This window comes from Ekhidna sp. (genome assembly GCF_965212185.1).
In the GTDB taxonomy this organism is placed as follows: Bacteria; Bacteroidota; Bacteroidia; order Cytophagales; family Cyclobacteriaceae; genus Ekhidna.
In genome coordinates, this window is sequence record NZ_OZ243102.1 from 3,347,336 (window position 1) to 3,362,327 (window position 14,992).

The 14,992-nt window shown below is 40.0% G+C and carries 11 protein-coding genes; 8 read left to right on the forward strand and 3 right to left on the reverse strand.

Annotated elements, in window-relative coordinates; genetic code table 11:
* The first annotated feature begins 18 nt into the window (after window positions 1-18).
* Genes ilvB through ilvA form a run of 4 tightly spaced genes read left to right on the forward strand, consistent with a single transcriptional unit; the run spans window position 19 to window position 4,665 of the window.
* On the forward strand, window positions 19-1,749 hold the full coding sequence (ilvB, locus tag ACOMC3_RS14625; RefSeq protein WP_420316625.1) for a biosynthetic-type acetolactate synthase large subunit: 1,731 nt from the start codon (window positions 19-21) through the stop codon (window positions 1,747-1,749).
* On the forward strand, window positions 1,749-2,306 hold the full coding sequence (ilvN, locus tag ACOMC3_RS14630) for an acetolactate synthase small subunit (RefSeq protein ID WP_350206418.1): 558 nt from the start codon (window positions 1,749-1,751) through the stop codon (window positions 2,304-2,306). Before ilvB ends, ilvN begins: the two co-directional genes overlap by 1 nt.
* A gap of 47 nt (window positions 2,307-2,353) precedes the next feature.
* Window positions 2,354-3,400, forward strand: coding sequence for a ketol-acid reductoisomerase (gene ilvC / locus ACOMC3_RS14635; RefSeq protein ID WP_420316626.1), 1,047 nt, complete (start codon window positions 2,354-2,356; stop codon window positions 3,398-3,400).
* Between the two features lie 2 nt (window positions 3,401-3,402).
* On the forward strand, window positions 3,403-4,665 hold the full coding sequence (gene ilvA / locus ACOMC3_RS14640; protein ID WP_420316627.1) for a threonine ammonia-lyase: 1,263 nt from the start codon (window positions 3,403-3,405) through the stop codon (window positions 4,663-4,665).
* Between the two features lie 10 nt (window positions 4,666-4,675).
* Here the strand turns inward: ilvA and ACOMC3_RS14645 are convergent, their stop codons facing one another.
* Genes ACOMC3_RS14645 through ACOMC3_RS14655 form a run of 3 tightly spaced genes read right to left on the reverse strand, consistent with a single transcriptional unit; the run spans window position 4,676 to window position 7,455 of the window.
* Window positions 4,676-5,626 (reverse strand): zinc dependent phospholipase C family protein, encoded by a 951-nt coding sequence (locus ACOMC3_RS14645; protein ID WP_420316628.1) that lies wholly within the window; start codon window positions 5,624-5,626, stop codon window positions 4,676-4,678.
* A gap of 48 nt (window positions 5,627-5,674) precedes the next feature.
* The gene (locus ACOMC3_RS14650) at window positions 5,675-6,385 is read right to left on the reverse strand and encodes a zinc permease (RefSeq protein ID WP_420316629.1); all 711 of its coding nucleotides are present in this window, start codon (window positions 6,383-6,385) and stop codon (window positions 5,675-5,677) included.
* A gap of 41 nt (window positions 6,386-6,426) precedes the next feature.
* On the reverse strand, window positions 6,427-7,455 hold the full coding sequence (locus ACOMC3_RS14655; protein ID WP_420316630.1) for an FAD:protein FMN transferase: 1,029 nt from the start codon (window positions 7,453-7,455) through the stop codon (window positions 6,427-6,429).
* Between the two features lie 69 nt (window positions 7,456-7,524).
* Here ACOMC3_RS14655 and ruvB point away from each other — a divergent pair, with 69 nt between their 5' ends.
* The 4 genes from ruvB (at window position 7,525) to ACOMC3_RS14675 (ending at window position 14,856) form a co-directional block, all read left to right on the forward strand.
* On the forward strand, window positions 7,525-8,550 hold the full coding sequence (gene ruvB, locus ACOMC3_RS14660; RefSeq protein ID WP_420316631.1) for a Holliday junction branch migration DNA helicase RuvB: 1,026 nt from the start codon (window positions 7,525-7,527) through the stop codon (window positions 8,548-8,550).
* Window positions 8,551-8,592: 42 nt separating this feature from the next.
* Entirely contained in the window at window positions 8,593-9,195 is a 603-nt protein-coding gene (locus ACOMC3_RS14665; RefSeq protein WP_420316632.1) for a superoxide dismutase family protein, read from the forward strand.
* A 233-nt stretch (window positions 9,196-9,428) separates the two neighbouring features.
* Complete coding sequence (locus ACOMC3_RS14670; protein WP_420316633.1) at window positions 9,429-12,908, forward strand: ligand-binding sensor domain-containing protein; 3,480 nt, start codon at window positions 9,429-9,431, stop codon at window positions 12,906-12,908.
* A complete protein-coding gene (locus ACOMC3_RS14675; protein WP_420316634.1) occupies window positions 12,889-14,856 on the forward strand; it encodes a response regulator in 1,968 nt (655 codons plus the stop codon). The genes ACOMC3_RS14670 and ACOMC3_RS14675 overlap by 20 nt, the downstream gene beginning before the upstream one ends.
* Window positions 14,857-14,992: the final 136 nt, after the last annotated feature.

Below are 14,992 nucleotides of genomic sequence, written 5' to 3' on the forward strand. Positions count from 1 at the left end.
AACGATAAATAATGGAGTATGGAAACTTCGACATTAGAATTTGCAGTAAAATCGAAAGAGACTGAAACGATCCTTGGATCTGAGGCAGTACTAAAGTGCTTGTTAGCTGAAGGAGTTGATACCATCTTTGGATATCCGGGTGGCGCTATCATGCCAATCTATGATTCACTTTTTGGTTATGATGACCAAATCAAACACTACATGGCAAGGCATGAGCAGGGAGCTATTCATGCCGCACAAGGATATGCCAGAGCTTCCGGAAAAACCGGGGTTTGCTTTGCTACCTCAGGTCCGGGAGCTACCAATCTCATTACCGGTCTCGCCGATGCGCAGATTGACTCTACTCCTCTCGTGTGCATTACCGGTCAGGTAGCCAGTCACCTTTTAGGCAGTGACGCATTTCAGGAAACCGATGTAATTGGCATCTCTATGCCGGTGACCAAATGGAATTTTCAGGTAACTAAAGCAGATGAAATTCCAGCGGCACTTGCTCGTGCTTTTTACATTGCTCAGCAAGGAAGACCGGGCCCTGTTGTGATCGACATCACAAAAGATGCTCAACAAGAACTTTTCGAATATTCCTATGAAAAGTGTGCGCACATTAGGAGCTATGCTCCTTATCCAAAGTTGAATCATGAAGCTATTGGAAAAGCTGCTGCATTAATCAACGAAGCAAAAAAACCATTCTTGATTTTTGGGCAAGGTGTGACACTATCCGGTGCTGAAAAAGAACTTAAGAATTTCATTGAAAAAGGACACATACCAGCTGCCTCCACACTGCTGGGGCTTTCTGCATTATCAACTAAACATCCTTTGTACGTAGGATACACTGGTATGCACGGTAACTATGGACCCAATCTCAAGACCAATGAATGTGATGTCCTCATTGCCGTGGGCATGCGTTTCGATGACCGGGTGACAGGAGACCTGGAGACCTACGCCAAAAACTCAAAGGTGATTCACATTGAGCTGGATGAGGCAGAGATAGACAAGAATGTAAAGACAGATGTAGCCATTAACGCAGATGCGAAAGAAGCACTTGAGGCATTGCTCCCCCTGGTAAAACAAGCGGATCATTCAGAATGGCTTGCTGAATTTAAAGCCTGCGAAAAAATTGAAGAGGAAAAAGTAGTTGCAAAGGCAATTGCTCCCTCGACAGATAAAATGACTATGGCGGAGGTTATCAGTAAACTTTCTGATAAGACCAATGGCAAATCCATGGTCTTGACTGATGTGGGTCAGCATCAGATGATGACCAGCAGGTACTACCAATTTGATCAGGAAAGAAGCCATATCACTTCCGGAGGCTTAGGAACCATGGGTTTCTGTCTGCCTGCTGCTATCGGGGCGAAAATAGGTGCGCCGGATCGTGAAGTGATTGCCATCATTGGGGATGGTGGATTCCAGATGACCCTGCAGGAAATGGCACTCATCATGGAGTATCAAATCCCAGTGAAGATTATGATTCTTAATAATGAGTTTTTGGGAATGGTACGGCAGTGGCAGCAGCTCTTTTTTGACAAAAGGTATTCATTCACCAAGATGGAAAACCCTGATTTCATCAAGCTGTCAGAGGCCTACAATATCCCAGCCCAAAAAGTGGTCGATAGGAAAGAACTTGAACAGGCCTTTGACAATTGGCTGGGAACTTCGGGACCTAGCCTGCTGGAAGTGGTAGTAGAAAAAGAAGAAAATGTATTTCCAATGGTTCCTACGGGGAGCTGTGTTTCTAAAATACGATTAGAGTGATGAGTACGGAAGATTATACGATATCGGTATTGACTGAAGACAAACCCGGCTTGCTAAACAAGCTTACGATCATCTTCAATCGAAGGAAAATAAACATCCAAAGCTTGAATGTATCCACAACTGAAATACCAGGTGTAAGCAGGTACACACTTGTGGTTCATGGTGAAAAATCTGCGCTGGACAAAGTTGTAAGGCAAATCAGAAAACTGATTGACGTGCTGGGTGCATTCATTTATGACAAAAATGAGATTTACTATCAGGAGATCGCACTCTACAAACTTTCACTAGATTCTTTCAGGGAGAATGCTTCAATTGAACAATTGCTAAGAAAATATGGAGCGAAAATACTCGCGATTGAAGATGATCAGATTGTGCTTGAGAAAACAGGAACACAGGAAGATACTCATCAATTGTATGAGGCACTCGAACCACACGGGATTTTGGAATTTGTGAGGTCCGGAAGGGTCGCCTTATCTAAATCAAAAAGAAAGACTGAGGCATTTATCCATGAGCTTGAAACAGCGAAATCCCGAAATCTCAGCATCAAAGAATTTTAGAATATCGAAACTGAAATAAAGTATTAACAGAAATAAACGTAATTAAAATGGCAAAAATTGATTTTGGAGGAACGATAGAAGAAGTCGTAACCAGAGAAGAATTTTCACTTAGTAAGGCACAAGAAACACTCACGGATGAAACCATCGCGGTGATCGGATATGGTGTCCAAGGTCCGGGTCAGGCATTGAATCTGAAGGACAATGGATTCAATGTCATTGTTGGTCAGCGGAAAGGAGGCAGCTCGTGGGACAAAGCTGTTTCAGATGGATTTGTAGAAGGAAAGGATCTTTTTGAGATCGAAGAAGCATGTGAGAAAGGTACCATCATTCAATACCTGCTTTCTGATGCCGGACAGATTGCCCAGTGGCCTACAGTTAAAAAACACCTGTCGCCCGGGAAAGCACTCTACTTCTCACACGGATTTGGAGTTACCTATCACGATCAAACAGGGATTATACCTCCTGCAGACGTGGATGTAATCCTCGTAGCTCCTAAAGGCTCGGGAACCTCGCTCAGAAGGTTGTTTGTGGCTGGTAAAGGACTGAATTCCTCGTTTGCCATCCATCAGGATGCCACAGGAAAAGCAAGAGATCGTGTGATCGCACTGGGTATTGGCGTGGGGTCCGGCTACCTTTTTGAGACAGACTTTAAAAAAGAGGTATACAGTGACCTTACCGGCGAGCGGGGTAGCCTCATGGGAGCAATCCAGGGACTCTTTGCAGCGCAGTATGACCTCCTTCGAAAGAAAGGCCACTCTCCTTCTGAGGCTTTCAATGAAACGGTGGAAGAGGCAACCCAGTCACTTTACCCATTGGTAGCAGAAAATGGCATGGATTGGATGTATGCAAACTGCTCTACCACGGCTCAAAGAGGAGCGCTGGATTGGTGGAAAAAATTCAGAGATGCCGTATCTCCGGTTTTTGAAGACCTCTATGACAGTGTGGCCAGCGCCAACGAGGCTCGCATCACCATTGAAGCAAATGAAAAATCGGATTACCGGAAGGGGCTTGAAAACGAGCTTGATGAATTACGAAAATCTGAAATGTGGCAAGCAGGCGCTGCGGTTAGAAGCCTGCGTCCGGAAAATAGCTAGGTATGCAAGTAAGTCAGCGTTACCATCCATCGGTTGAAAAAGTGAGAGAAGCAGCATCTTCCATTCGGGAGGTGGTGAGCTTCACTCCTTTGATGCCCAACCTCCATCTTTCCTCCGTTTTTGGAGCACACATCCAAATGAAGCGGGAAGATCTCCAGTTGGTTCGATCATACAAAATCAGGGGTGCACTCAACAAAATGAAGTCACTCTCCGATTCAGAACTTCAAATAGGGGTCGTTTGTGCAAGCGCAGGGAACCATGCGCAGGGAGTCGCTCATTCTTGCGCCATAATGGAATGCAAAGGAGTGATTTATATGCCGGCCACAACCCCTCGTCAAAAAATTACGCAGGTAAAAATGTTTGGTAAGGAATTCGTGGACGTGCGATTGGAAGGAGACACTTTTGATGATGCCAAGGCTCATGCGCTGATTTTTGCTCAAACCAATGGAGCCACTTTTATCCATCCGTTTGATGATCCTGAAATCATAGAAGGGCAGGCTACTGTAGCGTTGGAACTACTTGAGCAGACAAATAAACCAATCGATTATCTGATCATCCCGGTGGGAGGTGGAGGACTGGCTGCCGGGGTAGGAAGTGTTTTTAAAACCCTTTCTCCAAATACCCGGATAATTGGTGTAGAGCCTGCTGGGGCCCCCTCAATGACCACCTCCCTGAAAGAAGGAAAAAACGTGTCACTTGATTCCATTGAGAAATTTGTAGACGGAGCGGCAGTACAAAAAGTGGGCGATCTCAATTTCGACATCTGCAAGAAAGTGATTGATGAGATGGTGACAGTGCCTGAGGGAAAGGTCTGTGAAACGATCCTTTCATTGTATAATCGAGACGCGATCGTTGTGGAGCCTGCAGGAGCTCTTGCGCTTTCAGCACTGGATCAATTGTCAGATGAAATTACTGGCAAGAATGTGGTTTGTATTGTAAGTGGAAGCAACAACGACATCACACGAACAGAAGAGATCAAAGAACGAGCGCTGCTTTATAAGGGGTTGAAACACTACTTTGTCGTTCGTTTTCCTCAAAGAGCCGGAGCACTGAAAGAATTTGTAGCAGAAATCCTGGGGCCTTCCGATGACATCACGCACTTTGAGTATACCAAAAAGAATTCCCGGGAGACAGGATCGGCTGTGGTAGGAATTGAACTCAAGGAAAAAAGTAATCTTGATCCTTTAATAAGCAGAATGAAAGAACGGAAGTTTTTTGGTGAATACTTGAACCACAAAGAAGATCTGCTCAATATTCTGATTTAAGCACCAAACTCTACTTCCCTGTACCCGCCTCATGATTACGAAGCTTCATGTTTGGGTCAACTACAAATGTTGAATCTTGAAACTCCACATCTAACAGTAAATCTGAAAGGTCGGGCTGACCTGCTTTTACCCAGCAACTGAACCAAAAATCTCCTACCATTTTAATTGAATTTCGCATTCTTCGCTCCACCATACCATTCAACCTCCGATGATAATCGTCCGAAAAATTGTAAGAGTAAGTCCTGATAGTGGTATTGCCACGCTCCTCATACCCATACTTCTTTGATTCCGGGTATCGTTTAGTCAGTTGCTTCTCAAAAAGCAAAACAGAATCAAGTGCCTCATGTGCTTTGACCACTGCGTCCCATGCGTAGAGCTGAAGATTTTCTACATATTCAGCTTTGCCAGTCAATAGATCATAATTCTCAGCAAATAATTCAGGGAGCCTGGACTCCCAAAAACCATGGATACCATATTGACCTGTGAATTGGCCGTTGTAGTTTTCTGTGGTATGAAGCGGAACATTGGCATCTGCTACATAATGTCCCATATCAGAGGAGAGTCTTAATATTTGATCCGCATTTTTCTCCTGAAACGCCTTGATCAGCCAATAAGACATCCTATTGATATGATAAGGCACAATCCCATATGCTTGCAGCGTATCCTCCGTATATTTTTCAACAGCTTCATCCCAATACCGAGGCATTTTATATATCGCAGAATCCCCATAAACGTCAGTATCAATATAATGTCTAGCTGCTTCCTCTTTTACAGCATACCGTCTCATATCCGGATTCACAGCTTTTTCGGTAACATATTGGATGTTTTGTTTATAGAAAACCATCATCTCCGGTGGGAGGGTAAATACCGCCAATCGATTGATCTTCCGGTGGGCAAAAAATCCCCAGCTTTGGGTGGTGACAGGAAGAATTGAAATGAATAGCAAAAAAAACAATCGCATATAGAAAGGTAGAAAAATTAGTCCTACTCTCCTTCACAGAACAGGGTATCAAATCATAAATTCCACCAAAATAGCAAGCAATGCACCAGCTAAACTGATTAGAATCTTATTTAAGCCAAAGTGATGCTCGGGACTAGCCTCTACAAAAATAGTTGTGGAGATATGAAGAAAACTTCCGCAAACAACGGCAAAGACAATTAGCAAGGTATCTTCTGACATGAGTATAATGTCACTCAACAATAAACCTGCAGGTGAGGCTAGGCTGAATATTACAAGTAAGTAAATAGCTTTTTTACCCAACCCTTGCATGGTAGCCATCAATGCAAATGCAGCTGGCATTTTATGCAGCACTATTCCAAGAAGCAAGGAATAAGACTCATGCTTTTCGTGAAATGGAGAATCATGTGTGAGTAACGTCCCTTCTAATAAGCTATGAATAATCAGAGCAGTTATTATTGAAAACCTTCCACTAATAGAAACGGCATGATGCGTATGCACATGGCCATGCTCTACTCCAGATGAGAAATATTCCAAAAACTGCTGCATGAAAAATCCTATGAGTACGTATAAACCCACTGTCGATGGATTTGTACTAACAGAAAACAGTTCAGGGATGATATGAATGATTGTTATTGCAAAAAGGTATGATCCGGCAAAAATCAGAGGTAACCTAAGATTTTGTTTTGCTCCCGGAATTAAGTTGATACTGAATCCTCCAAGCAACGTACAGCCAATAAGAATAATTATGGTTAATGTCATTTCCGATCAGGTCAGCAAAAGTTAACCGCAAGTGCGTCCGATTAATTCCCTCCTACTTTATTCATTTCCAAAAATGGGCGAATCCCTTCGGAAACAAAACTTTCCATTCCATTTTCTGATCTATAAATCAGAAATGCGTCCAAATTTTGTGCTTTAATGATCTGCTTGGAGTATTCCAGACCTAGTACCATAAAGGCAGTAGCATATGCATCGGCAGTCATGCAATCAGGAGCGAAAACGGATGCGCTCAATAAATTATGGTTAGCTGTATAGCCAGTTCTTGGGTCTATGATATGAGCATAGATTTTCCCATTCTTTTTGTAGTAGTTTCTATAATTTCCTGAGGTAGCTAAGGACAAATTTTTTAATCTCACAATGGCCATTAATCGTTGTTCTGAACTGTTTACTGTTGGGTCTTCGATCCCAAGAGCCCAAGGCTTACCCTCGTTGTTGACACCCCTGCAACGGACCTCCCCGCCTATCTCTACCATGTAATTTGTAAGGCCTTGCTCCTCAAGCAAGTCTGCTACAACATCTACAGCATACCCTTTAGCAATGGCACTAAAATCAATTTGGAAATTTGAAGGAATTGTGATTGACGTCTCATCAAACAGGACGTTTTCAAAACCAATGATACTTTTCAATGAGTCGATTGTCAATGAATCTGGATTTGGTATCTTTTTGTCTGGGCCAAAACCCCATGCTTGTACTAATGGACCAATGCTTGGATCGAATGCACCGTTAGTATTTTTAAATATTTCCTGACTCACCTTCAACACAGGATAAAAAAACTCAGACTCAAAACTGAAAGTACTGGTGTTGTTCAGTCTTGATATTTCAGAATCCGGAATGTAAGTGGATAGAGACTGATTGAAATCTACCAATTCCTGTGAAATCATTTGATCCAACCCCTGAACCTCACTATCTATATATTTCACATTGTAGATAATTGTACCCATCGTTTGCCCTTGAATATGGTAAAGACCGGGAGAATCCTTTCGTAAATAGGAAACAATCAAAAAGGTAACGGCTAGCCCAATTCCAAAAAGAATTAATCGCTTTTTATTCATAGCATTTATCTTGACTGTAAAACTAAATCAATCAGGCTTCAACCGCATTGTGGTTTATATTTGAGGCTGATGCGAGAAGACTATCTACAGGCGGATGGGGATGGAATGGAATCCTCAGAAAAAGAAATTGAAAAGGCATTACGCCCGCTCTCATTCTCTGATTTTACTGGACAGAAAAAAGTAGTTGAAAATCTGAAAATTTTTGTTGAAGCAGCAAAGCAACGCACAGAGCCGTTAGATCATGTTTTACTTCATGGGCCTCCCGGACTTGGGAAGACCACTCTTTCATTCATTATTGCCAATGAATTAGAATCAAATATTAAAGTCACCTCTGGACCTGTATTAGATAAAGCAAGTGAGCTCGCAGGCCTTCTGACCAATCTGGAACCCCATGATGTGTTATTCATTGATGAAATTCATCGATTGAATCCAGTGGTTGAGGAATACCTCTATTCTGCCATGGAGGATTATCGAATTGATATCATGCTCGATTCTGGTCCAAATGCACGCTCAGTACAAATTGAATTAAATCCTTTTACGCTGATTGGTGCTACTACCCGATCGGGTTTATTGACTTCTCCGCTTCGTGCACGGTTTGGTATCAACGCACGCCTGGAATATTACGATTCTAAACTACTAACCAAAATTGTTGGCAGATCTGCAGATATTTTGAAGTCCATTATCGATGAAGAAGCAGCATTCGAAATTGCTCGTCGAAGTAGGGGTACCCCAAGGATTGCAAATAACCTTTTAAGAAGAACCAGGGATTTTGCACAAATTAAAGGTGATGGGGCCATCACCTTGGAAATTTCCAAAGTAGCGTTAAAAGCCTTGGATGTTGATGATCATGGTTTGGATGAGATGGATAACCGAATTCTATCTACTATCATCAACAAATTCAATGGTGGACCTGTTGGACTGAGTACCATTGCCACAGCTTGTGGTGAAGAGGCTGAAACCATTGAAGAAGTTTACGAACCGTTTTTAATCCAGGAAGGATACATCAAACGCACTTCTAGAGGCCGAGAAGCTACCGAACTAGCTTATAAACACTTAGATATTTTACCGCCCTCGCAAACTGGTTCGTTGTTTTAGTGGTTTAATTTTTGTGGATTGTTAATCATAAAAGATTTTCAAATGAAATTATCGAGCATTCTGCTGATTCTAATCCTGACATTTATTAGTTGCACAAGTGATGATCCAACACCAGAGCCTGGACCCTTGGTTTTAGCTAATGCCACTATTTTTTGGGTAGATTCTCCAGACGGTGAAACCTATGAATCAGGAGAGCAAATGGGCTTTGCAACATTCGCCTATCAAGACGGAATAACGACCTTTGAACTGAGAGTAAATGGTATGGAACCCAACACAGCCCATGCAATGCATCTTCATATGGGCACGCTAGAAGAGCCCGGAAGACATTGGAATCAAGGGAAGTTTGTCGCTTTTTGTGAGGCAGAAAGTATGGGAAGACTTTGGTTAAAACCTTTTGCTGGCGATGTTGGAAATATCCAGGTGGATGAAGAGGGGAACGGAGAGTTTGAACTCCAAACTGATTTATGGAGTGTTGGCACTCAAGATGAGTCTGATATTTTAGGTACCATTCTATTCATCCATCATAAATCTCAAGATTTTGCCGACGAATGTGATCCGGGTCATAAACATGAGCCAGGAGCGCATACAAATGCCAAGATTGCAGGTGGAACAGTTACGATTGCTCCAACTATTTGGGTTCATTAAAGACTAAAAATTGCAACTAAATAAACGTAGAAAGAATTAAAACAATAGCGTAAAGTGCTACTATCAATATCTTACCCATGTACTGTTCGCTCGTGCTATGCATAGTTTTCTAATTCTTTAGGTTAAAGATCAGAAAGCCATACTTATCGATTTCGCCTAAATACTTTCTATTTCCGCATTATTTTAGTTGTAATTTGTTGAATGGTAACAATTCTTACTGATTTAATCTGATTTTGACTAGCAGAAATAATATAGGGCTGTTTTTAATCATTGTTTGCACACTACTTACAACCAGACTCGCTTTTAGTCAAAGTTCCCGTACACCCCCAAGTTTTATTTTTGAAAACTACTCAAAAACTGACGGATTAAATCAAAGCAGTACCAACGCTATCTTTCAGGATAGTGAAGACATGCTATGGATTGGTAATTTTGGAGGTATTAATCGTTTTGATGGCTATGAATTTGAATCTTATGTTAACAAGTTTGGTGATTCTACAACCATATCCGATGATGTCATCTGGACATTTGTTGAAGACCATCAGAATAATTTGTGGATTGGAACAAAAAATGGACTAAACCTTTATGACAGGAAAACAGGTGTTTTTAAGAGTTTTAAACCTGTAAATAAATCAACGAGTCTGGCTATCAAGGCCATTTTAAAAACAGATGGAAATAATTTAATTGTAGGAACGGAGGGAAATGGGCTTTATTATTTCAATACTATCGATTATACTTTTTCTGGAATTTCAGAGATTCCAAAATCAAAAATTACGTGTATTGAAGAATCCAATAGCTCCATTTGGATTGGTACCGAAAAACAAGGGCTATACGAGTTTATCAAATCATCCAAAAAAGTCATCAGCCATTTAAAAAGTGGAGGGTTAAAGGCTGGATTTATTAAATCGCTACACCTTGATAATGATAGTAACTTATGGATCGGAACAGACCAGAAGGGACTCTTTTATCAGTCAATAAATAACAAAACAATAAGTAAAGCTTCATCACTGTTTAAGGGTCATTATGCCGGAGACAGAATACAAGCCATTGCTTCAGATCATAGAAATAGAATTTGGATTGGTAGTGCTACTAACGGGTTGACTATCTATGACAAGAAGAATAAAAATTACTATCATTATAAATATATGCCTGGAATAAGACGCACGATTGCTGACAATGATATAAGTAGCATTCACGTCGGTTCAAACAATGTGATTTACCTGGGATACTATCAAAAAGGCTTTGATAAGGTCGTAGAAACACCGTTTTATATTATTGAAAATAACCCATCAAACCCCTATTCCTTATCCCATAATAATGTCTATAGTTTACTTCACGATAGTAGAGGAAGGCTATGGGTTGGTACATATGGGGGAGGCTTAAATCTCCTGCAAGAGAATTTTCCATCAAGATTCAAACACTTCAAACATGATCCCACTGATCCTGAATCTATTAGCCACGACTGGATCCGATTTTTATTTGAAGATTCAAAAGGTAGACTTTGGATTGGGACTTGGGGCGGAGGATTGAATGTTTATGATGAAAAATTAAACCGTTTTAAAAGATACAAGCACAATCCGAAAGATTCTTCAAGCTTAAGTATGAATACTGTTGAAGTTGTATTTGAGGATTCGAAGGGTAGCATTTGGATAGGTACGTATGGGGAAGGAATAAATATTTACCAACCGGAGAAAGACAATTTCTACCATTTAAGACATGATCCTAACAATTTCAATTCATTGTCCGATGATCACATTACAGCTTTTCACGAAGACAAGAACGGTTATATATGGATTAGTACTTATGGCGGTGGATTGAATAGATATGATCCTAAATTAGGCGATTTTGATCGCTTTATCCCTGATCCGAAAAACCCTCATAGTCTCAACGATCACAAGGTACTTTTCATTTTTGAAGAAAAGGATGAAGATTATTTCTGGCTAACCACACTAGGTGGAGGGCTTAATAAAATGAACCAAAATACGGGTGAGTTTACACACTATACAATAGAAGATGGTTTGCCCAACAATACCACCATAGGAATGCTTAAAACGTCTGCGAATACCTATTGGATTAATACCAACAATGGGCTTACCCATTTTTTTCCAAAAGAAGACAAGTTTATTAACTATACAATCTCAGATGGGTTGGGTAGTGATGATTATAATTTAGCCGCATTTACCAAAGACAGCCATGGTAATTTTTATTTTGGAGGAAAACAGGGACTTACCTACTTCCATCCGGATAGTGTAAAAAAAAGTATTTCCTTTCCCAAGCTTGCAATTACATCACTACAGATAGGAAATAAGAATTTAAACATCTCAGCTGAGATTGACATTCCATATGGAAAACGGCTGGTTGTTCAAACAGCGGCAATTAATCCTTCGCTCACTAAAAAAATAAGATATTCATATCAATTTGATGGAGATGACGAGTGGTTTCCTTTGGCCCAGGACCGTACTTTAGAACTGGTGTCTCTTGAGGCTGGAGACCACATAGTCAAAGTGCGTTCAACAAATAGCGATGGAGTTTGGAATCCAAATCCTGTCTCTTTGGGTATATTGGTAATACCGCCATGGTATCAAACCACCACATTTAAACTGATTTGTGGAATTATGTTGATTACGGGCTTCATAACTTTTTATAAAATTAGATTGATCAGGCTTAAGCGTCAGAGATTGGCGCTTCAACTTATTGTGAAAGAACGAACACAGACAATTTCGCAGAAAAATAAAGATCTTCAAACCGCTATCGACAAACAAAGTGAACTTGAGCGGTTCAAAGAGGGACTTGTAAGTATGGTTGCGCATGATCTTAAAAACCCGTTAGTATCTATTTTGAGCAGATCGAGCGTTGGCAAGAAGTTAGACATTAAACATGTGAATCAATCTGGTCGTCAAATGTTGCGCCTTATCGAGAATATGCTCGACATACTGAAGTTTGAGGACTCCAAGATTAAACTTAACAAAAGCCATTTTTTTATAGGCAAGACTATCAATGCCGCTTTAAAGGAAATGGAACCAGTTGCAGAAGAAAATGGGATCCAATTGATTAACTGCATGGCAGATGAATATTTAGTGGAAGCGGATCAGCAGCTAATAAGAAGAGTTTTGAATAATTTAATATCCAATGCTATCAAATACTCTAGTTACAATTCCAAAATAGAGATTTACAATAGCGTACAATCTGGCAATATTATAATTAGCATAAAAGATTACGGCGAGGGTATACCATCAGAGGATTTAGATCGAATTTTTGAGAAGTTTCAGCAAAACAAACCAAAATCATTAGGAGCAGCTACCTCAACTGGTTTAGGCTTATCATTTTGTAAATTGGTTATGAAAGCTCATAATCAAAAATTGGAAGTGAATTCAAAGCTAGGTGAGGGAAGTGAGTTTTCTTTTTCCATACCTGTCATTAAAAAGGATTCTAAAATACAGTCTACCACCTTTGCAGGTGAGATTTCTTTTCCATTTAGAACAGAAGACTATGATTTATGGCAAACTAAGTGTCAAGAGTTATTAAAATTAGAAATTTATGAAGCTGGACAATGGTCCGAAGTATTGGATGAACTGGTAAATAAAGGCACAGGAACCAAACAGGTGTGCGATCAAGTAATGGGTATTATTACCAGGTATGATCAGGAAGGTATTACATTATTTAAGGAAAAACTAGCTGAATTCTTATCTTCTAAGCATGAATATCAATCAAAGTAATCAACCTAAAATTCTCATAGTTGAGGATAAGCCAGAAAATTTAAAACTGGTAATTGACGAGTTGAAAGAACTTGGATTACACAAAAACGCCATTACTGCTCCTAATGGTAAGATTGGTTTAGAATTGGCAAAAAAACACATGCCGGATCTTATTCTTACTGACTGGGAAATGCCAATAATGGATGGGTATGAATTGGTTGAGGCAATTAAGTCAGAAGAGTCAACAACCAAAATTCCGATCATAATGATATCGGCTGTTATGAAAAAGCCGGAAAATTTATCTGATTCGTTCAAGGCTGGAGTTCATGATTTTCTATCCAAGCCCTTCAATTCACTTGAATTTCAGTCTAGAATCAAGAATGTTCTTAAGTTAGCTGAAGCAGAAAGGCTTATAAGGTCGAATTATGAAAAGCTATCAGAGCTTGATAACGCCAAGTCTACGTTTTTTGCTAATGTATCACATGATCTAAAAAATCCAATTGCTATCATTTTAGGATTAACGGACATGCTCCTTGTAGAGCATGAGGATATCTTACCATTGGATACCATTGATAAACTCAAAGCCATTCAAAGATTTGGTAATACCCTTAATAATCTATCGAATGAAATTCGAGAGTTAATAAGACTGGATGAGGGCTTATTAAAATTGAATCGCTCTCATTGCGCAATCAATGAATTTGTTTCAGAGTTTATTACGCTATTTAAGCCCTCTGCTGAATCGAAAGAAGTTTTCCTCGAAATGAAAACATCTTTAAGTGATTCTGATAAATTTATTCTTGATACCTGGCACTTTGAAAAAGTCATTTATAATCTTGTCTCCAATGCGCTAGATTTTGCAAAACCGAACACTACCATTGAGATTGAGTGTAATAAGGATCAAGATAATCTCTACATACTTGTAAAGGATGAAGGCCCTGGTATCGATCCATCTATGATTGAGCAAATGTTCAAGCGATATTACACAAGCGATCAATTAAATAGCAAAAGGGAGGGCCTTGGAATTGGACTTGCGATAGCAAAAGAAATCGTGACACTACACGGTGGTACCATTAAAGCAGAAAATCGAGAGAGTAATGGAGCTGTTTTCACGATCAGTATCCCTTTAGAAACTTCTGAAGCTATTAATGAAGAAGAAGCTGTAGGACGTTGGATTAGTGATCAGATCACATTTCAGAAACCGACCACACCTTCTGCGGAAACTATTCCGAATGATACGGACATGAATTCAATTTTAATCGTTGATGATAATCCGGATATCCGGCTTCTAATCTCAGAGCTTCTCAAAAAAGATTACCGAATTTTTGAAGCGCCAAATGGTGTTGAAGCAATTAATAAGTTAAAGGAAAGATCAATAGATCTTATTATTACTGACCTGTCCATGCCAATTATGGATGGTTTCGAACTGATTGAGGAAATTCAACAAACAAAGTATAAGGACATCCCCTGTCTCATAATTTCTAGTCGGGCTGACAAAGAGCAATTGCATAAGGCTCTGGATAAAGGAGTTGAATTCATCCTTCCCAAGCCATTTGATTCTAAAGAGCTCCGAGCAAGAGTCAAAAGATTGATTGAGGGGAAAAATGTTGAAAATAGCCTTCTGAATACGTTCTCGGTATTGGATCCGGAAGCAACAAGAAAAGAAATGATTCGTCAATTAGAATCTTTGGTGATTAAAAATATTGATAACCCCTTACTTGGCATTCAAAATCTTGCAGATGAAATTGCTGTGAGTCAGAGAAAGCTTTTTAAAGTGATAAAGGACGCACTAAACCTCACCCCTTTGGAATTCATAAAAAAAATTAGATTTCAGTTTGCAGAACAGTTAATAAGCTTGCAAAAAGTGGGAACACTTTCAGACGCTGCTAAATCTATTGGGATGACAAATGTTACCAATTTCAAAAAGCAATACGAAAAGTACGTAGGTCAAAAACCATTATTGGATAAATAAAAAAGTCCCAACGTACCACCGTTGGGACATAATCGCAAGGCTAGCCTTGCCTATCACCACGATCACTGGATTTCAACAATCAGAACCCTCATTCTAATTGTTTAGGGCAAAGAACCCTATCCAAACTACTACCTAG